The sequence below is a fragment of the Sphingomonas jinjuensis genome, from assembly GCF_014197105.1.
GTDB classification, from domain to species: Bacteria; Pseudomonadota; Alphaproteobacteria; order Sphingomonadales; family Sphingomonadaceae; genus Sphingomonas; species Sphingomonas jinjuensis.
Genome location: NZ_JACIEV010000006.1, coordinates 249,510 through 270,763, shown reverse-complemented (window position 1 = coordinate 270,763; position 21,254 = coordinate 249,510). Strand labels below are relative to the sequence as shown.

The window sequence follows — 21,254 nt, the reverse complement described above, 5'->3', positions numbered from 1 at the left end:
TTGTTGCCGGCGGTCGCGGCCGGCGCCGAGTTCAGATACTCCTTACCGGTGTAGGTGTAGGCGCCGTAAGCATTGCCGCTGGCGGAGGTTGCGTTACCGGCGTTCATCAGCAGGTTGTAGCCGGCGCTGCCGGTCCAGTTGGCGACGGTGCCGTACTGGGTGCCGTCGATCTGGAAGTTGCCGTTGGCGGCGGTGGTCGACGTCGTCTGGAAGTCGCCGTTCTTGACGAGGTTGGTTGCTGCCGAAGCAGGCGATGCGGCGGCGATGACGGCGGCAGCGACGGTGAGGAGAGCGATCTTCTTGGCCATGACAATTATCCCTGGTTGGTCTGTAAGTCCCTACCGGAAGGCCGAGCGCTTATTGGAGCGTCGCCACCCTGTCTCCGCGGTGTGATCATTCAGATATTGTTCATGGATGGGAGCGGCAACGGCGAAATATAGTTAACGATAAATAGACGGGATTTGGCCCGAGCGGCGTCGACGGCGCCGATACTGTTATCCATCGTGGCAGGCCGACATCCGTGGCTTTTCGCATGAAATCGTCGGAAGTTATCGACGATGGTAAACGCGGCCGATTGTGCCGAAGCGGGAACGGCGCCCTTTGCGGAGCCGATCGCGGTGGCCGTTAACCAGATTCGGGCGGTGCGAATCGACCGCCGGGGTGCCGGAAGCGTCGTATCCATTGGTCGGCTGGGTGGAACCGTGGTCGTCGGTTCGGGCCGAGCTCGCCGAGCCAACAGAATGTCGCGCTTGCGCCGCGGCGAACAGCTGCTATAGGCGCACGCCTTGCCGCCGCGACACCAGGGGCGGCAGGACGATACGGTCGGGGAATAGCTCAGCCTGGTAGAGCACTGTGTTCGGGACGCAGGGGCCGGAGGTTCGAATCCTCTTTCCCCGACCAATCACCTTCCTGCCTCAGACCGTCACACCGCCAGCCGCGCTGCCCCCGATGATCGGAACGAATGACCGGGCACCGAAGCCGCTCGCCGGCGTTGGGCGGTCGTGATGACCGAGCCAAGGGCAGCAATGCCCGCATTCCCCCAGCCCCGCGCATGAGCGACGTCGCCGACCGCTGGCGCGAGCTGCGCGAACGCGTCCGGCGGCGGCGACGGCGGCGTGAGCCTGCGCCCTTGCTCGGCGAGGTCGGCGACGGCATCGTTCCCGCCAGCGACCGCATCAAGCATGTGCCCGACGCCCAGCCCGCGCTGCGCATTGCCGGCTATCGTCGCATCGCGCTGATCGTCGCCTGCGCGCTGTTCATGCAGAACCTCGACGCGACGGTGCTCGCCACCGCGCTGCCGACGATGGCGCGCGACTTCGGCGTGCCCGCGACGGGGATGAGCCTGGCGCTGACCGCCTATCTGCTCGCGCTCGCGGTCTTCATCCCCGCCTCCGGCAGCGCCGCCGACAGGTTCGGCGCGCGCAGCGTGTTCCAGGCGGCGATCGTGCTGTTCGTGCTCGGCTCGATCGCCTGCGGGCTGGCGCCCAATCTCGAGCTGCTGATCGTCGCGCGCTTCGTCCAGGGGATCGGCGGCGCGATGATGGTGCCGGTCGGACGGCTGGTGCTGCTCCGTTCGGTCGACAAGCGCGACCTGGTGTCGGCGATGTCGTGGCTGGCGATGCCGGCGCTGATCGGCCCGATCCTGGGGCCGCCGGTGGGCGGCGCGATCGTCACCTATCTCGACTGGCGCTGGATCTTCTGGATGAACGTGCCGATCGGTGTCCTCGGCGTCTGGCTGGTCCACACCTTCATCGACGACGTCCGCGGTGACGGCGGCCTGCGCTTCGACCGGATCGGCTTCGTCCTGTCGGCGGTGGCGCTCAGCACGCTGCTGTTCGGGCTTCAGCTCGCGGCGCGGCCGGGACATGCCAAGGTCGTGGTGCCGCTGCTGCTGGTCGGGGCGGTCGGTTGCTATCTCTACTGGCGCCATGCGCGGCGGAGCGACAGTCCGATCATCGACCTGTCGCTGATGCGGGTGAAGACCTTTGGCCTGTCGGTCTACGGCGGCACCTTCATCCGCATCACCCAGGGCGCCCAGCCATTCCTGCTGCCGTTGATGATGCAGGTCGGCTTCGGCCTGTCGGCGGCGGCGAGCGGGTCGGTCACGGTGGCGACTGCGATCGGATCCTTCGCGATGAAGAGCGCCGCCAAGCCGCTCCTGCGGCGCTTCGGCTTCCGCACCGCGATCACCGCGATCGGCATCCTGTCACCGCTGGCCTATGCCGTCACCGCCGCCTTCCGCCCCGACTGGCCGATGCCCGCGATCTTCGCCGTCCTGCTGGTCTGCGGCTTCCTGACCTCGCTGCAGTTCACCGCCTACAATACCATCGCCTATGCCGACATCGATCCGCCGCACATGAGCCGGGCGACCAGTTTCTATGCGACGTTCCAGCAGCTGTCCCTGTCGCTCGGCATCTGCCTTGCCTCGACGACGTTGACGGCGGCGATGCGGGTCAACGGCCATGCCCGGCCGGAATTCGCCGACTTCTCCGCCGCGATCCTGTTGGTGACCGGCATCTCGCTGTTCGCGGTCTTCGTCAACACGCGCTTCCCGCGCGATGCCGGCGACGAAATGTCGGGGCATCATACGCGGGTTGAAGCAGGGGCCCGAGCGGCCTAGCGACAGGCGGCGATGATCCGCCGCCTAGCCCTTATCGCCGCCGCCCTCGCCACGCCGGCCGGGGCGCAGACGACCGCGCCGCCGCGCGCGATCCTGTTCGTCGGCAACAGCTTCACCTTCGGCGCCAATTCGGCGGTGCATTATTGGCGCGCGGGCAGCGTCAACGACTTGAACGGCTATGGCATCGGCGGCGTGCCCGCGCTGTTCAAGGCGTTCGCCGACCAGGCGGGGCTGTCTTACACCGTCTCGCTGGAGACCGAGGGCGGCAAGACGCTCGGCTTCCACTATCGCGAACGGCGGCAGCAGATCGACCGACGCTGGGACACGGTGGTGCTGCAGGAATACAGCACGCTCGATCCGCAGCGGCCCGGCAATCCAGCCAATTATGTCGCCGACGTCGGCCGGCTGGGGCGGATGTTCGCGGGCCGTAATCCGGCGGTGCAGGTCTATCTGACCGCAACCTGGACGCGTGCCGACCAGACCTATCGCCCCGGCGGCCGCTGGTATGGCCGGCCGGTCGCGCAGATGGCGCAGGAGCTTCGCGTCGCCGCCGACCTCGCCCGCGCCTCGACGCCGCAGGTGGCGGGCATATCGCCCGTCGGCGAGGCCTGGAACCGTGCCTTCGCCGGCGGCATCGCCGATCCCAACCCCTATGACGGCGTTTCGTTCGGCCAGCTCGACCTGTGGAGCTGGGACCAGTATCACGCCAGCGCCGCCGGCTATTATCTCGAAGCGCTGGTGGTATTCGGGCGCGTGACCGGCGTCGATCCGCGCGCCCTCGGCCGCGGCGAGCGCGCGGCGGAGGAACTCGGCTTCTCGCAGGACCAGACCGCCGCGTTGCAGCGGATCGCATCGGAACAGCTGGCCCAACCTTGAATCCTCCCCGCCAGGGGGAGGTGGCAGCGCATCAGCGCTGACGGAGGGGGGCGGTAAGCAGCGCACTGCCGATTAACGCTTGCACCCGTTCGAACCCCAGCGCACCAAGCGGCGCATGATGATGCTGGAAATCTGCGTCGACGATCTCGCCGGGATCGAGGCGGCCGCGGCGGGCGGTGCGAACCGGATCGAGCTGTGCTCGGTCCTGTCGATCGGTGGGATGACGCCGACCGCTGCCTTCACCGAACAGGCGGTCGAACTGGCGCATGCGCGCGGGATGGCGATCCGCGCGATGGTGCGGCCGCGCGGCGGCGACTTCGCCTATGACGACGCCGACATGGCGATGGCGGCGGCGGAGGCTCGCTGGCTTGCCTCGCGGGTCGACGGTCTGGTGTTCGGCGCCGCGAAGGACGGCCGGCTCGACGAGGCGGCGATGGCGCGCTTCATCGAAGCCGCGCGCGGCGTTCGCCCCGATATCGCGCTGACGCTTCACCGAGCGATCGACGCCACCGCCGATCCCGCCGCCGAAGTGGAGGTCGCGGTTCGGCTCGGCTTCGACCTCGTGCTCACCTCGGGCGGTGCGGTCGCCGCCCCCGACGCCGCCGACGTCATCCGCGCGATGGTCGAGCGGGTCGGCGATCGCTGCCGGATCATGGCCGGCGCCGGCGTCCGCCCCGACAATGTCGCCGCGCTCGTCGCCGCGACCGGCGTGCGCGACGTCCATGGTTCGGCCAGCAGCCCGACCCGCGCCAGCGACGCGCTCGCCGACAAACTCGAATTCTCGCCGCAGCCGCGCCGCACCGACCCCGATGTCGTGCGCGGCCTGCGCACCGCCATCGACACGCTGGAGACGACCACCGCATGACCGAACGCCCCGCCCCTTCGCGCCGCCGGGTCCTCGGCGGGGCTGCGACACTGACCGCAGCCGCCGCCGTGCCCGCCGCGGCCCGGGCGCCGGCGATCGGCGTGATCGCCTCGACCTGGGACTTCGGCGCCGCCGCCAACGCGGCCGGCATCGCCCGGCTGACCGCCGGCGGCACGATCGTCGATGCGGTCGAGGCAGCGGCACGCGTGCCCGAGGCCGATCCCGAGAACCACTCGGTCGGCTACGGCGGCTACCCCGACCGTGACGGGCGGGTGACGCTCGATGCGGTCATCATGGACGATGCCGGCCATGTCGGCGCGGTCGCGGCGCTGGAGCATGTCATCCACGCCATCTCGGTCGCGCGCGCGGTGATGGAAAAGACGCCGCACACCTTCCTGGTCGGCGACGGCGCGACGCAGTTCGCGCTCGCCAACGGCTTTCCCCGGCAGAACCTGCTGACGCCGCCTGCCGAAAAGGCGTGGCGCGATTGGCTCAAGACCGCGCAGTACAAGCCGATCGCCAATATCGAGAACCAGCGGGGCAGCGCGCTCGACCACGACACCATCGGCATCGTCGGGCGCGATGCCAGCGGCCGGCTGGCGGGCGCCTGCACGACGTCGGGCATGGCGTTCAAGATGCACGGCCGCGTCGGCGACAGCCCGCAGGTCGGCAGCGGCCTTTTCGTCGAGGCGGGCGTCGGCGGCGCCACCGCGACCGGCGTCGGCGAGGAAGTGACGCGCATCGCCGGCAGCGCCCGGGTCGTCGCCTCGATGCGCGGCGGCATGTCGCCGCAGGCCGCATGCCGCGAGGCGGTGATGCACATCGCCCGGCTGCGCGGCGATGCGCTGAAGGACGCGCAGGTCGGCTTCCTGGCGATGAACGAGGCCGGCGAGGTCGGCGCCTTCGCGCTGCTGCCGGGCTTCACCTATGCGGTGAACGACACCACCGGTCGGGCCGTGGTGCTGAAGGCAGCGAACCTGGCTAGCAAATAATCCTCCCCCGCAAGGGGGAGGTGGCGCGCCGAAGGCGTGACGGAGGGGGCGGAAGCACCGTCCTTACGATTGCACAGGATTCCTCCCCCACCGGCAGCTTCGCTGCCCCCTCCCCCTGGCGGGGGAGGATTGCCTATGGTGTATTGCATCGCCAACGCAGCGCGCGGATAACCCTCCCGATCCTCGGGAGACTCACATGACCTTGCGCGCCGCCGCTGTCCTTCTGCTCGCCACCGCCGCCCCCATCGCCGCGCAGGAGGCGCCGAGCGGCAACTATCACCGCGCCCCCGCCGCGATCGCCAAAATCCTCGAGACGCCGCCCACGCCGGGCGTTGCGATCAGCCCCGATCACCGCACGCTCGGCATCGTCGGGCGAGAGAGCCTGCCGAGCATCGCCAACCTGTCGAAGCCGATCCTGCGCCTCGGCGGCTATCGCGTCGATCCCGCGACCAACGGCCAGGCCGAGGTGCGCAGCCAGTGGATGAACGCGTTCAGCTTCAAGGACGTCGCCACCGGTCGCGAAACGAAGGTCTCCCTTCCCGCAGGCACCCGCTACACCTATCCCGCCTGGTCGCCCGACGGCAGCCGTGTGGCGATGCTCGTGCAGGAGCCGGCCGGCATGGCCCTGTGGATCGCCGATCGCGACGCCGGCACCGCGAAGAAGCTGATCGGCGGCGTCAACGGCGCCTTTTCCGGCATGCCCTTCGAATGGCTGCCCGACGGCCGCGGCCTGATCGTTCGCCTCGTTGCCCCGAACCGCGGCGCCGCACCGGTCGAGACGAGCGCGCCGACCGGCCCCGTCGTCCAGGAGAGCATGGGTCGCCGCTCCGCCGCGCGGACCTATGAGGACTTGATCGAGAATGCGCGCGACGAGGCGCTGTTCGACTATTATTTCAGCGGCCAGATCGCCCGCGTCGATGTCGCCAGCGGCCAGGCCACCCCGATCGGCCAGCCCGGCCTGTACAGCGAGTTCAGCGCCTCGCCGGACGGCCGCTATCTGCTAACCTCGCGGATGAAGCGACCCTACAGCTATCTGTTGCCCGCCGACTTCTTTCCGACCGAGATCGCGGTCTGGTCGATCGACGGCCAGCCGGTGAAGACGATCGTCGACCGCCCGCTCGCCGACGACCTGCCGGTCGATTTCGACGCCACGGTGAAGGGCCCGCGCGAGGCGGAATGGCGGTCGGATGCGCCCGCCACGCTGGTCTGGGCAGAGGCGCTCGACGGCGGCGATCCGAAGGCGAAGGTGCCGTTCCACGATCGCGTCGTGATGCAGGCCGCGCCGTTCACCGCCGCACCGATGGAACTGGCCAAGACGCAAAGCCGCTACGCCGCGTCGATGTGGGGTGACGGCGGCTTCGCGATGATCGTCGATCGCGACTGGAAGACGCGTACCGAGCATCGCTCCGCGATCTCGCCCGATCGCCCTGGTGAGGCGCGATTGCTGCTGACGCGCAACTATCAGGACCAATACGGCAATCCCGGCATGCCGCTGACCGAGGACAACGCCGCCGGCAAGCCGGTGATGCGCTTCACCCCCGATCATTCAGCGGTGTTCGTGTCGGGCGAAGGCGCAACCAAACAGGGCGCCTATCCCTTCCTCGCCACCATGCCGCTGGCAGGCGGTGAGCAGCGGCGCCTCTGGACCGCGAAGGCGCCCTATTACGAGAATGTCGTGTCGATGCTCGACGATACCGGCCAGCGCATCCTGACTCGCCGCGAAAGCGCCACCCAGGCACCCAATTACGTCATCCGCACGGTGAAGAGCGGCGCGGCGAAGCCGGTCACCAGCTTCCCCGATCCGGCGCCCGTCTATGCCGGGGTCAAGCAGCGCACGATCACCTACAAGCGCGCCGACGGCCTGCCGCTGTCGGGCACGCTCTATACGCCGGCCGGTTATGATCCGAAGAAGGAAGGGCCGCTGCCGACGCTGCTGTGGGCCTATCCCGCCGAGTTCACCGATGCCAAGGTCGCAGGCCAGACCGTCGACCAGGGCAATCGCTTCACGCGCCCCCGCGGCATCAGCCATCTGTTCCTGCTGACCCAGGGCTATGCGGTGCTCGACAATCCGGCGATGCCGATCATCGGCGAGAACGGGGCCGAGGCGAACGACACCTACGTCAAGCAGCTTCGGGAAGACGCACAAGCCGCGGTCGACGCGGTGGTCGCGCTCGGCGTCGGCGATCGCGACCGGATGGCGGTCGGCGGGCACAGCTATGGCGCGTTCATGACCGCCAATCTGCTCGCCCACACCAATCTCTTCCGCGCCGGCATCGCCCGCTCGGGCGCGTATAACCGCACGCTGACGCCGTTCGGTTTCCAGGCGGAACAGCGCACCTATTGGCAAGCGACGCCGACCTATACCGAGATGAGCCCCTTCACCTATGCCGATCGGATCAAGGCGCCGATCCTGCTGATCCACGGCGGCGCCGACGATAATTCGGGCACCTTCCCGATCCAGTCGGAACGGATGTACGCCGCGCTGAAGGGCAATGGCGCGACGGTGCGCTACGTCGTGCTGCCCAACGAGCCGCACGGCTATCGCGCGCTGGAGTCGACCGAAGAGACGCTGTGGCAGATGACCGACTGGCTAGACCGCTACGTGAAGCCGAAGACAAAGTAAGCCTCTTGTCCTCCCCCGCCAGGGAGGTGGCAGCGCGCCAGCGCTGACGGAGGGGGCGGTCAGCGACGAACCAAGTTGGTCGCCCACCTCCCCCTCCGTCGGCTTCGCCGCCACCTCCCCCTGGCGGGGGAGGATGAAGCGGCCTGCACCCCATCTGCACACCGACTCCTCGACAACGCCTCTTCCCGCCAATAGCTGCCCGACCCCGCCCCGCTACTCTCCCGCCATCACGGCGAGGGAGCGACGATGCGCGGGACATTTCTCATCAAGGCTGCGGGGCTCGCATTGGCGGTCCTGCTGTTCGACCGCCTCTTCCCCGACTGGTTCGACGGCATCGGCGTCGGCCTGTTCGCGGGCGGGTGGGTAGCGGTCGTCGTCGCGACGCGGCGCGATATCCGCCACCGTCGGATCGCCCTGGTCGCCGCGCTCGCCGCGGCCGTCTTTGCGGGTGCGCTGGTCGATGATCCCGGGCCGCTTGCCTGGGCATTATTCTGGGTGGCGCTATCGCTCGTCGCGCTGCTGCCCAAGGCGGCGGCGTTCGACGATGCCTGGCGATGGGGCGTGCGGCTGTTCCTGCACCCGCTGCTCGGTCTGGCGCAACCGTTCGCCGACCTGGCGAGGCTTCGCCGCCGTCATGGCGCACACGTCGATTCGTGGCGGATCGCGGCGACGCTGGGGCTGCCGCTGATCGGCGGCGCGGCGTTCCTGCTGATGTTCGCCGCCGCCAATCCGCTGATCGAGCAGGCGCTGGGGGCGGTTCGCCTGCCGCCGCTGTGGCGCATCCCGCTATGGATCGCGGTCACGCTGCTGGTGTGGCCTAGCCTTCGCCCCTCGCCCCGGATCATGGCGCTGACGGCGGGGCTGCCCGATCCCGAGCCGCGCCTCCCCGGCACCTCGCTGCCCTCGGTGCTGATCGCACTGGCGTTGTTCAACCTGATCTTCGTGTTCCAGAACGGCCTCGACATCGCTTTCCTGTGGAGCGGCGGCGCGTTGCCCGACGGCATCAGCCAGGCCGAATATGTCCATCGCGGCGCCTATCCGCTGATCGGCACCGCGATGATCGCGGGGATCATGGCGCTGGCGATGTTCCGCCCCGGCAGCGCCAGCGAGCACCACCCCTGGGCGCGCCGCCTCGTCATCCTGTGGGTGGCGCAGAACAGCGTACTCGTCGCGTCCAGCGCGCTGCGTAGAATCGACTATATCGAGGCGTCGATGCTCACCGCCTGGCGCATCGCGGCGCTGGCGTGGATGGCGCTCGTCACGCTCGGGCTGGTCCTGATCGCGTGGCGGATCGTCGCGGGCAAGAGCGCACGCTGGCTCGTCAATTGCAACGCCCTCGCCGCCGCAACCGTGCTGTCGGTCTGCGCCTTCGTCGATCTCGGCGCGACCGCCGCCGCCTGGAACGTGCGCGACGCCGATCCGCGGCGCATCGACCTGTGCTATCTGCGCGACGTCGGCGACGGCGCGCTGTTGCCGCTGATCCACCTCGAGGGTCGGCTGCTTGACCCGGTGACCCGCTACAAGGTCCGCTACGTCCGCTGGCTCGCGTTCAAGGAGTTGAAGGAGCGGCAGGACGATTCCTCGCGCTGGACACCGCGAGGTGCCCGGCGGCTGGCTGAGGCGACCGCGCTCGGCGCCGCGACCCGCGCGAAACCGGCAAGCCTCCGCCGGCCGCGCACGTGCGACGGCTCGATCGACCGGTCGCTCCCGACGCTCAACTATTGACCGCGGACCCGCCAGCCATGATCCAATGCCCCATGCCCCGCACCATCCTGGTCGCCGACGACGATCCCCACATTCGCCAGCTGCTCGCCTTCGCGCTGGGCAAGGCGGGGCTCGACGTCGTCGAGGCGGAGGATGGCGAGGCGGCGCTCGCCATCGCGCAGGCGACGCCGCCCGATCTCGTCGTTCTCGACATCAACATGCCGCGGATGGACGGGATCGAGGTGTGCCGCCGCCTGCGCGCCGCGGGCGACGTGCCGATCCTGTTCCTGTCGAGCCGCGACGACGAGATCGACCGCATCCTCGGCATCGAGCTGGGCGCCGACGATTACGTCACCAAGCCCTTCTCCCCGCGCGAGGTCGTCGCCCGGATCATGGCGATCCTGCGTCGCACCGCAGGCCGGCCGCCGCAGGTCGAGAGCGCCGCCGCGCCGCTCGTCCACGGCCGGCTCAGCCTCGATCCCGACGGCTGGCAGGCGCGCTGGGCGGGCAACGAGGTGGCGCTGACCGTCACGGAATTCGGCATCCTGCGCACGCTGGCGGCGATGCCGGCGAAGGTATTCAGTCGCGACGCGATCATCGACCGGCTCCACGGCCCCGGCTTCGCGATCACCGACCGCACCGTCGACAGCCATGTCCGCAACCTGCGCGCCAAATTCGCCGAGGTCGGCGCCACCGACGTGATCGAGACGCGTCCCGGTATCGGCTATCGCCTGGGCGCGTGCGGGGCGGGATGATCGAGGCGTTCAAGCACGTCGTCCGCCGCCACTGGCCGCCGCTGACGCTGCGCACGATCCTATTGCTGACCTTCGTCTTCGTTGCCGCGCTGCCGGGCGTCGGCGCGCTGTTCCTACGCGTCTACGAGAACACGCTGGTGCGCCAGACCGAGGCGGAGCTGATCGCGCAAGGGGCCGCGCTCGCCGCCGCCGCCGGAGCCGCCGCCGGCACGCTGCCGGGAGCGACGAGCTATGCCCCGGAGCCCCCCGCCGTTGACCTACGGCTGACCCGTGTCCTGCCCGATCGCCCCCCGCCCCACGCCGCTGGGGGCCGCGCCGATACGGCGACGCTCGCCTGGGCGACGCGGTTGCGCCCGGTGCTTCGCCAGACGGCGAGCACCACCCTCGCCTCGATCCAGCTGCTCGACGCCAGCGGCCGCATCCTCGTCGGTCACGACGCGGGTCTCAGCGAAGCCGCCCTGCCCGAGGTCCGCAGCGCGCTAGCCGGTCGCCCCGCGACGACGCTGCGACGCAACGACCAGTATCGCCAGCATTATGCCTTCGAATGGCTCAGCCGCGCGTCGGACCTGCGGCTTCATCACGCCCGCCCGATCGTCGCCGATGGGCGCATCGTCGGCGCGCTGCTGCTGTCGCGCTCGCCGCGCGCGCTGTTCGTCGGCATCTACGAGGATCGCGGCAAGATCGCGCTCGGCATCGTCCTGATCTTCGCGACACTGGTACTGCTCAGCGGTCTGCTGTCGCGCGGTATCGTCCGCCCGGTCGAGGCGCTGGGCGAAGCGACCCGCGCCGTCGCGGCAGGCGGCGGCAGCGTCCCCGATCCGCCGGCGACCGCCGCCGTCGAGATCCAGGCGCTCTATCGCGACTTCGCGACGATGGCCGACGCGATCGAGCGCCGCTCGCGCTACCTGCGCGACTTCGCTCACGCGGTCAGCCACGAATTCAAGACGCCGCTCGCCGGGATCGGCGGCGCGGTCGAACTGCTGCAGGACCATCCCGACATGGCGCCCGCCGACCGCGAGCGGTTCCTGGCCAACATCGCCGGCGATGCCGCACGGCTGTCGCAGCTGGTCAGTCGCCTGCTCGACCTCGCCCGCGCCGACATGGCAATCGCCAGCGGCGAGGCGATCAGCGACGTCGCCCTCGCGCTCCGACGGACGGCGGACGCGTTTGACCAGCACGACTTCGCCATCGTGCTCGACCTGCCCGACGGCCTGCCCCCGGCGCGCGCACCCGTCGCGGTGATCGAGGCGGCGTTGGCGGGACTGATCGAGAACAGCCGCCAGGCGGGGGCCGCAACGGTGCATATCACTGCCGCCGTCGAGACGGGCAGGATCGCCCTGACCATCGCCGACGACGGCCCCGGCATCCCGCCGGGCGACCGCGAGCGCGTGTTCGAACCCTTCTTCACCAGTCGCCGAGCGACCGGCGGCACCGGGCTTGGCCTGCCGATCACCCGGTCGCTGCTTGAATCGCATGGCGGCGATATCGCGCTGATTGGCGCGGAAAAGGGCACCGCCTTTCGCCTCCTAGTGCCAAAGGGCTGATCGACCTACCTCTCACACCCTCTGAGAGACATTGTTGCGACCCACTCGCATTTGCATTGACACTGCGACAGACTCGCAATAGCAGCGCCCCGGTAAGGGGATCACGTCATGTCACATTCATTCCTGGCGCTGTCATGCGTCGGCGTTCTGGCGTCGGCGCCGGCCATGGCGGCATCGGTCGACGACGCCGCGGCGCGCGGTGCATCGGCCGCCACGACGACCGCCGACCAGAACCGAACCGGCGAGCGCGACGTGATCGTCACCGGCCAGCGCGAGAAGCCCGTCGCCACCGTCGAAAGCCCCAAGGCCACGTCCGCGCTGCTCGACACGCCGCAGACCATCACCGTCGTCAGCGAGCAGACGATCCGCAAGCAGAACCTCCAGACGCTGCGAGACGTGCTCCAGACGATCCCCGGCATCACCTTCGGCGCGGGCGAAGGCGGCGGCGGCTATGGCGACAGCATCAACCTACGCGGCTATTCGGCGAACAACGACATCACTATCGACGGCGTGCGCGACAGCGCTCAGTACAGCCGTACCGATCCGTTCAACCTGCAACAGGTAGAGGTCTACAACGGCGCCAACAGCGTCTTCAACGGCGCCGGCTCGGTCGGCGGCACGATCAACCTGGTGTCGAAGGTGCCGACGCCCGACACGCTCACGATCGCACAGGCCGCGGTCGGCACCGACGACTATTATCGCGCCGCACTGGACAGCAACGTCCGCGTGTCGGACCTCGCCGCCGTCCGAGTCAACGCGATGTATCATCGCAACGACGTGCCCGGGCGCGACGTCGAGCGGTTCGAGCGCTGGGGCGTCGCACCGTCGGTCACGCTGGGGATCGGCGGGCCGACCAGCCTGACGCTCGGCTATGTCCACCAGGAAGATCGCAACACCCCGATCTATGGCGTGCCCTATCTCGTCAACGGTGTGGTCGACGGCGTGCTGCCGGGCATCGATCGCAGCGACTATTTCGGCATCGCGAACCTCGATCGCCAGGACATCACGATCGACCGCGTGACGGCGACCTTCCGCCACGCCTTCGATGCGCACCTGTCGATCCGCAACCTCGCCCGCTGGCAGCGCGTCGGCCAGTACAGCGTCACCTCGGCGCCGCAGGGTATTTTCTGCCTGCTGTCGACCGGTCGCCAGCCGGTAACCGCGACCGCGAACGGCACGATCGGCGCGGCCTGCCCCAGCAACGTCCCGCCCGGCTATTACCTGCCCTCTGGCCCGCGTGGGCTGACGCGCGACCAGGAAAACCAGCTGCTCTACGACCAGCTCGATCTGCGTCACGAGGCGGGCCGCAAGGGCGGCTTCCACAACATCCTCAACCTCGGCGTCGCCGGGACGATCGAGGATTATCGGATCACGCAGGGGTCGCTGCTGCGCAACGCCGATGGCTCGGCGGTATCGCCGCTGCCGCTGATCGAGATCGCGCGACCGAACACCAATTACACCGGCCCGATCACCCCGACGATCACGGCACAATCGCGCAGCGAGACGCGCAACCTCGCCATCTATGCCTTCGACACGCTCGAGCTGAACCGCTTCGTCGAGCTGAACGGCGGCGTCCGCTACGAGAACCAGCGCGCCAGCTTCCACGCGCTGCCGCTCGCCGTGGTCCCACCCGGATCGACCCAGCTGACCGCGCTCCAGCAGCGCCGCCAGGTTAGCGATGAAAATCTCTTCTCGTGGCGCGTCGGCGCCGTGGTTCACCCGGTGCGCGACGTCAGCGTCTATGCCGGCGTCGCCAATGCCAAGACCCCGTCGTCACAGACGGTTCGGCTAGGCTGCGGCGTGCCCGCCTCCGCCAACGCCGCCGACCCCTGCGCCGTCGCGCCAGAAACCGCGCGCAACTATGAAGCGGGGATCAAGGCCGGGCTGTTTCACCGGAAACTCGAAGTCACCGCCGCGGTGTTCCGCAACGAGCGGACCAACTTCCGCGTCCCCTCGAACGACCCCGCCCTCCCCGCCTCGCTCCAGGTGCTCGACGGCCGCAGCCGCGTCGACGGCATCGCGCTGGGCGTGTCGGGCAACGTCACGCGCAGCTGGACGGTCTTCGCCAACTACACCTATCTCGACGGCAAGGTCCTCCAGAGCATCTCCAACCGCGACAAGGCGGCTGGCGTCATCGACATCCAGGCGGGCCGCCAGCTGGTGCAGACGCCCGAGCATTCGGGCAGCCTGTTCACCACCTACAAGCTGCCGTTCGGCCTGGAGCTGGGCTATGGCCTGACCTATCAGGGCAAATTCTCGACGAACCTGCCGGTGGCGGCGAACCTGGTCGAGTTCCAGGCGCCGAGCTATCTGATCCACCGCGCCTTCTTGGCCTATACCGTCGCGCCGCAGTGGACGCTCCAGCTCAACGTCCAGAACCTGACCGACAAGCGATACCTCACCGGCGTGCGCAACAACGTCAACGCCACCACCGGTGTCGTCAGCGCCGGCTGGGCGACGCCGGGCGATCGGCGCCAGACGGTGCTCAGCCTGTTCCACAGCTTCTGACGCGGCTACGACCTTCGGCCATGCTGATCGCAATCCCGTCCGTCCTGACCCCGTCCGACGTGACCGCGCTGCGCGCCGTCATCGATGCCGGCGACTGGGCCGACGGCAACGCCACCTCGGGCCCGCAGGCGGCGCTCGCCAAGCGCAACGAGCAGTTGCCGGAGGACGGCGCCGCGGCGATCGAGGGCGGCCGGATCGTGCTCGACGCGCTCGGCCGCTCGCCGCTGTTCGTCGCGGCGGCGCTGCCGCTCAAGGTGTTCCCGCCACTGTTCAACCGCTATGCCGGCGGCCAAGCGTTCGACATCCATGTCGACAACGCCGTGCGGCTGAAGGGCGACTTCCGCCTGCGCAGCGACCTGTCGGCGACGATCTTCCTCGAAGATCCGGCTGCCTATGACGGCGGCGAGCTGGTGGTCGAGGATCTGTTCGGCGAGCAGCGGGTGAAGCTGGCTGCGGGCGACTGCGTCGTCTATCCCGCCTCCAGCCTCCATCGCGTCGAGCCGGTGACGCGGGGCACGCGCGTCGCCTCCTTCTTCTGGATCCAGTCGATGGTCCGCGACGACGGCGAGCGGCGCATCCTGCTCGACCTCGATCGCGCGGTGCAGCGCGTCGCCGCCGACAAGGGCCAGGCCGACCGTGCGGTGATCGAGCTGACCGGCGTCTACCACAATCTGCTGCGCCGCTGGGCCGACGCATGAGCACCGCCCGCGCGCCGAAGCGCAAGGTGAAGACGTGGTGGCTGAAACAGCTCCACACCTGGCATTGGGTCAGCGCGGCGGTGTCGCTGATCGCGATGCTGCTGTTCGCGGTGACGGGGATCACGCTCAATCACGCCGCGACCATCTCGGCGACGCCGGTGACGACGGAGAAGACGGGCCGGCTGCCCACCTCGCTGCTGCGCCCGCTCGCCGGCACCCACGCCAGCGACGCCGCGCTGCCGGTAGCGGTGTCCGACGCGGTGAAGCAGGTGGTCGGCCTCGACGCATCCGGCAAGCCCGGCGAATGGTCCGACGGCGAGGTTTATGTCGCCCTGCCCCGCCCCGGCGGCGACGCTTGGGTCAGCATCGATCGCTCGACGGGCGCGATCAAGGCAGAGGTCACGAGCCGCGGCTGGATCAGCTATTTCAACGACCTGCACAAGGGCCGCAACGCCGGCATCGCCTGGTTCTGGTTCATCGACGTCTTTGCTGCCGCCTGCGTGCTGTTCACGCTGACCGGGCTATTGCTGCTCCAGCTCCACGCCCGTCATCGCCCGTCCACCTGGCCGCTGGTCGCCGCCGGCCTCGTCATTCCCGCGTGCATCGCCCTGTTCCTGATCCATTGAGAGGACAAACCTTCATGCGCCTTTCCTCCCTCGTGCTGCTGTCGGGCGCGGTCGCCGCACCGGCCGCAGCGGGCACCATCAGCGTGACCATCCCCAAGCTCGCCGTCGCCGAATATCACCGCCCCTATGTCGCGGTCTGGCTCGAGCCGCAGGGCGGCGGCGCGGCGCGCACGCTGGCGGTGTGGTACGACATCCGCAAACAGGGCGCGGAACCCGGCACCAAATGGCTCGCCGACCTGCGCGCCTGGTGGCGCAAGGGTGGGCGTTCGATGACGATGCCCGCCAACGGCGTCAGCGGCGCGACCCGCGCGCCCGGCACCTACACCATCCCGCTGCCCGCCGACGTGAAGCCCGGCGCCTATGTCCTCAATGTCGAGGCGGCGCGCGAGACCGGCGGGCGCGAGCTGGTCCAGGTACCGTTGACGGTGCCCGGCGGCCAGGGTCGCGTCACCGGCGCCCACGAACTCGGCGCCATCGCCGTCCGCTAACCCCAAAAAATCCTCCCCCGCCAGGGGGAGGTGGCGCGCGTAGCATGACGGAGGGGAGGAAGCCTAAAACGGGCGAGTTGCTTACCTCCCCCTCCGACGCCTTCGGCGCCACCTCCCCCTGGCGGGGGAGGATAGAAACAGGAACCCCGCCATGAAACGCCTCGCCATCGCCGCCGCGCTGCTCGCGCTTCCCGCCGCCGTGTCGGCGCATCGCATGTGGATGCTGCCGTCGGGCACGATCTTCTCGGGCACCGACAGCTGGGTCACCGTCGACAGCGCCATTTCCAACGATCTGTTCTACGCCGACCACCAGCCCGGCCGCATCGAACAGGTGAAGGTGTGGCAGCCCGACGGCACCCCCGGCCGCATCCAGAACGGATCGACGGGTCGCTATCGCTCGGTCTTCGACGTCCAGCTCGACAAGCCGGGTACGTGGAAGCTCGGTACGGAGATGTCGGGCGTCATGGGCAGCTTCAAGGTCGATGGCGTCGAGAAGCGCGTCGGTGGCCGCGGCGGCCCGCCGGGACCGAACGGCCAGCGCACGCCGCCGCTGACCGTCGCCGACATCCCCGCCAACGCCACCGACGTGGCGCTGACCGAGGTATCAAACCGTAACGAAATCTTCGTCACCGCGGGCGAGCCGACCAACACCGTCCTCAAGCCGACCGGCAAGGGGCTGGAATTCGTCCCCGTCACCCACCCCGACGAGCTGGTCGCAGGCGAAATTGCGCGCTTCCGCTTCCTGGTCGACGGCAAGCCTGCCGCCGGGCTGAAGGTGACGGTGATCCCCGGCGGCAAGCGCTATCGCAATGCCGAGGGCGCACGCGAGCTGACGACCGGCGCCGATGGTGTGCTCGCGGTCGATTGGCCGGCGGCGGGCATGTACTGGCTCAACGCGACGCTGACCGATGCCAAGGCGACTGCGCCACGCGCCACGCAGCGGCGGCTGGGCTATACCACGACGCTCGAGGTTATGACGCCCTGAACCGGATCGCCCTGCCGCCGATCGACCCGGCCGCACTTGCCGGACACGATCCCGCCGCGCCGGTGACGTCGATCGGCGGCGAGACGATGGGGACGACGTGGCACGTCCTCTATGCCGGCCACCGCGACCTGCGGGCGGCGATCGAGGCACGGCTCGACGCCCTCGTCGCGGCGCTGAGCCACTGGGCGCCCGACAGCGCGCTGTCGGCGTTCAACCGGGCGCCCGCGGGAAGCTGGATCGCGCTGCCGCCCGATCTGGCGCGGGTCGTCGACGCCGGTCTGCGACTGGCGCAGGCGAGCGACGGCGCGTTCGATCCGGCGATCGGCGTGCTCGTCGACGCCTGGGGCTTCGGCCCGCCCGGCGCCTGCCCCGAACCCGACGCACCGGCGATCGCCGCGGCCCTGGCGCGATCGGGCTATCACCGGTTGCGCTGGGACGGCGAGCGTCTGTTTCAGCCCGGCGGCGTCCACCTCGACCTGTCGGGCATCGCGAAGGGCTATGCGGTCGATGCCGTCGCCGATCTGCTCGCCGACCATGGCATCCGCCATTGCCTCGTCGACATCGGTGGCGAGCTGTCCGGCCGGGGCATGCGGCCCGACGGCGATCCCTGGTGGGTCGACCTCGAAATGCCGCCGGGCATCGCGCTACCCCCGCTTCGCGTCGCGCTTCACCAGCTGGCGGTGGCGACGTCGGGCAATTACCGGCGTGGCGAGCATACGCTCGATCCCCGCAAGGGTCGGCCGCCGGATAATGGCGTGGTGGCCGTCAGCGTGCTTGCCTCAACCGCGATGCTCGCCGACGCGCTCGCGTCGGCGGCGACGGTGGCCTGGCCGGACTTGTCGCTGTTGCTCGACCGTGACATCGCCGCCCGCGTGGTGATCCGCGATGGCGACCGTGTCGAGGAAGTGCTGACGCCGGCGCTGCGCGCCATGCTGGACGACGACGATCTGGCGGCCCACGCCAACTGATGGCGTGAAGGACCGCCGTGCCGTTCGGGCACGCACGGAAATCAGGGCTTTATTGAGTTGGCACGCGGCTTGCGACGCTCCGGGCATAGAGCCGCCCGGCGCGGCACGAGGAGACACAGCGTGCAGACCAAGACCACCGCCCTTCTGGACCGTTCGGACACCTTCCTCGGCGTGTGCGAGGGCATCGGCCAGGATTTCGGCTTCAACGCCAATTGGCTGCGCATCGCGCTCGGCGTCGGCTTGTTGTGGAACCCGATGGCGATGGTCGGCATCTATGCCGCGCTCGGGCTCGCGGTGCTGGCATCGCGCCTGCTGTTCCCGAGCCCCAAGCGGACCACCGAAACGCCTGCGGCCCTGCCCCAGGCCGAAGAGGCGCTCGAGCCGATGAAGATCGCCGCCTGAACCCCGCCGTCGGGTTACGCCGCAACCTGCTCGACGAAGCGATCGGCGCTGGTGCGCAGCGTCGCGAAGTGATCGTCGAGGCGTCGGAAACCGGTCCCGACCGATTCGATCTGCGCCGCCACCGATTGGGTATCGCGCCGGATACCGTCGATCGTCGACGACATCGCATCGGCCGTCATTGCGGTCTCGTCGACCGCGGCCGTGATGACGGTGACGGTCTGCGCCTGCGATTCCATCGCGTGGCGGATGCGTTCCGCCGAATCAGCGACCTCCGCCACCGTCGACCGGATCGAGGCGTTGGTTTCGACCGCACTGCGCGTCGCCGACTGGATCGCGGCGATCTTGGCGGCGATGTCGTCGGTCGCGCGCGCGGTCTGGTTGGCGAGGCTCTTCACCTCCTGCGCGACCACCGCGAAGCCGCGGCCGGCGTCACCAGCGCGCGCTGCCTCGATCGTGGCGTTCAGCGCGAGCAGGTTGGTCTGGCCGGCGATGTCGCGGATCAGGCCCAGGATCGATTCGATCGACTGCGCATGATCGGCGAGCGCACCCGACATCGTCACCGCCTTGCTCGCCTGCTCGCTGGCACGGCTGGCGATCGCCGCGGCGACGTCGACCTCGCCGCGTGCGTCCTCGATCGCGCGGATCAGGCCGGCGGCGGTCTGCGCCGCTTCGCGCATCGCCACCGCCGACTGTTCGGCCGCGGTGGCGACGTCGTTCGCCTTGCCCAGCATGCCGGTCGCCGCGATAGCGCCATGGTTGGTCTGCCGCCTCAGGTCGTCGCCTTCCGACGAGGCCTTGGCGACGATCGACGCCAGCCCGCCGCTGAAGACGGACGCCAGCCGGTGGCGCTCGTCGCGCGCATGCTGGCTGACGCACTCGGTATAGAGCGTCGCATAGACGTCGCACTCGATCGACCGTAGCCGAAAGAACAGCGCGTTGATCGCGGCCCGCTCGGCCTTGGAACAATCATAGTGCTCGGTGACGATGTCGACGAGCATCGACGAGATTTTGTTGCCCAGGACGATCAGCTTGGTCAGCGGCACCCCCGCCTTGAACGCGATCGCGACGCGCTGGACGCCGCGTCGCACCCAAAGGTCGTTGGTCAGGTCGCAGTAGCGTTCGCGCATCTCGGCGACATTGCGGCCGACCGCGCGCGACTCGTCGCCGGCGCTGCCCCTGCCGAACAGCTCGACCCACCCCTGCAGCTGCGCCGTCGCCAGCGTCTCGGCGAAGGGCTCGATGACCGTCCACACGCTCCGCCCCAGGGCGAAGTCGGCATCGGTGAACCCGAACAGCCGCAGCCGCTCGGCGAGGTCGATCGATCCGATCGTCGTCGGGGTTGCAACGATGGTGGGCTGGCCGGTCTGAAACATGCCCCGGCTTACCCCGCAGCGGTTAATGCCGCGTTGCCTTTCTTAACGACGATCAGATCGGCGACCATTCGATCGGGTCTTCGCCGGCATCGTCGTCGGGCACCCGTTCGCTCGGCGGGATCGCTTCGAGCAGCTTGTCGAGCACCCAGTCGACGCCCGTCCCGGCGGCGCCAGACAGCGGGATCACCTCCGCCCCGCTCGCTTCCGCCAGCTCGTTCATCAGCGCCTCGATCAGTTCCTCGTCGAGCGTATCGATCTTGTTGAGTGCCAGCACCTGCGGCTTGTCCACCAGCCCGGCGCCATAGGCCTCCAACTCGTCGCGAACGATCCGATAGCTTTCGGCGACATCCTCGTCATTGGCATCGACCAGGTGCAGCAGCACGCGGCACCGCTCGATATGACCCAGGAAGCGATCGCCGATGCCGGCGCCGTCCGCCGCGCCCTCGATCAGGCCGGGAATATCGGCGACGACGAACTCGCGGCCCTTGTGGCGGACGACGCCCAGCTGGGGTCGCGTCGTGGTGAACGCATATTCGCCGACCTTCGCCTGCGCGTTGGTGACCGCGTTGATGAAGGTCGACTTGCCCGCATTGGGCAGTCCCACCAGCCCGGCGTCGGCCAGCAGCTTTAGCCGCAGCCATACCCATGCCTCCTCGCACGGCCAGCCGGTGCCGTGCTGGCGCGGGGTCCGGTTCGTCGAGGTCTTGTAGCTGGCGTTGCCCCGCCCGCCGTCGCCGCCCCGCAGGAATACCTCGCGCTGGCCGACCCGGGTGAAGTCGAGCAGCACCTCCTCCTTGTCCTCGGACAGCACCTGGGTGCCGACCGGGACCTTGATGACCAGGTCGTCGCCGCCGCCACCGGTTCGATTGGAGCCCGAGCCGCCCTGGCCGCGCGGCGCGCGGAAATGCTGGGTGTAACGAAAGTCGATCAGCGTGTTCAGCCCGGCCACCGCCTCGAACACGATATCGCCGCCCTTGCCGCCGTTGCCGCCGTCGGGGCCGCCATATTCGATGTACTTCTCGCGGCGGAAGCTGACGGCACCGGGGCCGCCGGTGCCCGAACGGCAAAAGATCTTGGCTTGGTCGAGGAAATGCATCGCCGGCTTTTAGCGGCATAGCACCGCGATGGCGACCCGCCGCCCGCGCCCGTCGCACCGCTCGTCCAATCCCGACGTGCCCGCCCGCGGATCGTGTCCCCGCGTGCCGCCGACCGTGCCCGCGCAGCGAC

18 protein-coding genes, 1 tRNA gene and 1 pseudogene are annotated in these 21,254 nt (G+C 69.3%); 16 read left to right on the top strand and 4 right to left on the bottom strand.

Translation table 11 applies throughout. The features are described 5' to 3' along the window. Positions 1-308: pseudogene (locus GGQ80_RS12100) on the bottom strand (hypothetical protein); the annotation flags it as partial. 89 nt (positions 309-397) lie between these two features. Then, positions 398-682, bottom strand: a complete 285-nt coding sequence (locus GGQ80_RS12095) for a hypothetical protein (protein WP_183985118.1) — start codon at positions 680-682, stop codon at positions 398-400. Between the two features lie 141 nt (positions 683-823). On the opposite strand from GGQ80_RS12095, the gene GGQ80_RS12090 reads away from it, so the two are divergent. From GGQ80_RS12090 to GGQ80_RS12015, 16 genes are all read left to right on the top strand, one after another. Continuing rightward, positions 824-900 (top strand) — tRNA-Pro (locus GGQ80_RS12090). Positions 901-1,051: 151 nt separating this feature from the next. After that, complete coding sequence (locus GGQ80_RS12085; protein WP_183985116.1) at positions 1,052-2,620, top strand: DHA2 family efflux MFS transporter permease subunit; 1,569 nt, start codon at positions 1,052-1,054, stop codon at positions 2,618-2,620. 12 nt (positions 2,621-2,632) lie between these two features. Then, complete coding sequence (locus tag GGQ80_RS12080) at positions 2,633-3,496, top strand: PEP-CTERM sorting domain-containing protein (protein WP_183985114.1); 864 nt, start codon at positions 2,633-2,635, stop codon at positions 3,494-3,496. A gap of 115 nt (positions 3,497-3,611) precedes the next feature. Continuing rightward, positions 3,612-4,361, top strand: a complete 750-nt coding sequence (locus tag GGQ80_RS12075) for a copper homeostasis protein CutC (protein WP_183985171.1) — start codon at positions 3,612-3,614, stop codon at positions 4,359-4,361. Beyond that, positions 4,358-5,353: a glycosylasparaginase gene (locus tag GGQ80_RS12070; RefSeq protein ID WP_183985112.1), complete on the top strand. Its 996-nt coding sequence runs from the start codon at positions 4,358-4,360 to the stop codon at positions 5,351-5,353. Before GGQ80_RS12075 ends, GGQ80_RS12070 begins: the two co-directional genes overlap by 4 nt. Before the next feature lie 196 nt (positions 5,354-5,549). Next, the gene (locus tag GGQ80_RS12065; RefSeq protein WP_183985110.1) at positions 5,550-7,976 is read left to right on the top strand and encodes a S9 family peptidase; all 2,427 of its coding nucleotides are present in this window, start codon (positions 5,550-5,552) and stop codon (positions 7,974-7,976) included. A 246-nt stretch (positions 7,977-8,222) separates the two neighbouring features. Then, positions 8,223-9,701 (top strand): DUF4153 domain-containing protein, encoded by a 1,479-nt coding sequence (locus tag GGQ80_RS12060; protein WP_183985108.1) that lies wholly within the window; start codon positions 8,223-8,225, stop codon positions 9,699-9,701. A gap of 32 nt (positions 9,702-9,733) precedes the next feature. Next, positions 9,734-10,435, top strand: a complete 702-nt coding sequence (locus GGQ80_RS12055; RefSeq protein ID WP_221364354.1) for a response regulator transcription factor — start codon at positions 9,734-9,736, stop codon at positions 10,433-10,435. Beyond that, positions 10,420-11,979: a sensor histidine kinase gene (locus tag GGQ80_RS12050; RefSeq protein ID WP_343051037.1), complete on the top strand. Its 1,560-nt coding sequence runs from the start codon at positions 10,420-10,422 to the stop codon at positions 11,977-11,979. The genes GGQ80_RS12055 and GGQ80_RS12050 overlap by 16 nt, the downstream gene beginning before the upstream one ends. A gap of 108 nt (positions 11,980-12,087) precedes the next feature. After that, positions 12,088-14,487, top strand: a complete 2,400-nt coding sequence (locus GGQ80_RS12045; protein WP_183985102.1) for a TonB-dependent receptor — start codon at positions 12,088-12,090, stop codon at positions 14,485-14,487. Between the two features lie 20 nt (positions 14,488-14,507). After that, entirely contained in the window at positions 14,508-15,185 is a 678-nt protein-coding gene (locus GGQ80_RS12040) for a Fe2+-dependent dioxygenase (protein ID WP_183985100.1), read from the top strand. Then, positions 15,182-15,811, top strand: a complete 630-nt coding sequence (locus GGQ80_RS12035) for a PepSY-associated TM helix domain-containing protein (protein ID WP_183985099.1) — start codon at positions 15,182-15,184, stop codon at positions 15,809-15,811. Before GGQ80_RS12040 ends, GGQ80_RS12035 begins: the two co-directional genes overlap by 4 nt. A gap of 14 nt (positions 15,812-15,825) precedes the next feature. Beyond that, positions 15,826-16,299 carry a DUF2271 domain-containing protein gene (locus GGQ80_RS12030; protein WP_183985096.1) on the top strand — a complete coding sequence of 158 codons (474 nt, stop codon included), beginning with the start codon at positions 15,826-15,828 and terminating at the stop codon, positions 16,297-16,299. A 151-nt stretch (positions 16,300-16,450) separates the two neighbouring features. Then, a complete protein-coding gene (locus tag GGQ80_RS12025) occupies positions 16,451-17,284 on the top strand; it encodes a DUF4198 domain-containing protein (RefSeq protein ID WP_183985094.1) in 834 nt (277 codons plus the stop codon). A gap of 62 nt (positions 17,285-17,346) precedes the next feature. After that, entirely contained in the window at positions 17,347-18,252 is a 906-nt protein-coding gene (locus tag GGQ80_RS12020; RefSeq protein WP_343051036.1) for an FAD:protein FMN transferase, read from the top strand. 120 nt (positions 18,253-18,372) lie between these two features. After that, complete coding sequence (locus tag GGQ80_RS12015) at positions 18,373-18,654, top strand: PspC domain-containing protein (RefSeq protein WP_183985092.1); 282 nt, start codon at positions 18,373-18,375, stop codon at positions 18,652-18,654. Positions 18,655-18,668: 14 nt separating this feature from the next. Here the strand turns inward: GGQ80_RS12015 and GGQ80_RS12010 are convergent, their stop codons facing one another. Together GGQ80_RS12010 and obgE are read right to left on the bottom strand one after the other, a co-directional pair. Continuing rightward, entirely contained in the window at positions 18,669-20,027 is a 1,359-nt protein-coding gene (locus GGQ80_RS12010; protein WP_183985090.1) for a methyl-accepting chemotaxis protein, read from the bottom strand. Between the two features lie 52 nt (positions 20,028-20,079). Beyond that, complete coding sequence (gene obgE, locus GGQ80_RS12005; protein WP_183985088.1) at positions 20,080-21,123, bottom strand: GTPase ObgE; 1,044 nt, start codon at positions 21,121-21,123, stop codon at positions 20,080-20,082. Positions 21,124-21,254: the final 131 nt, after the last annotated feature.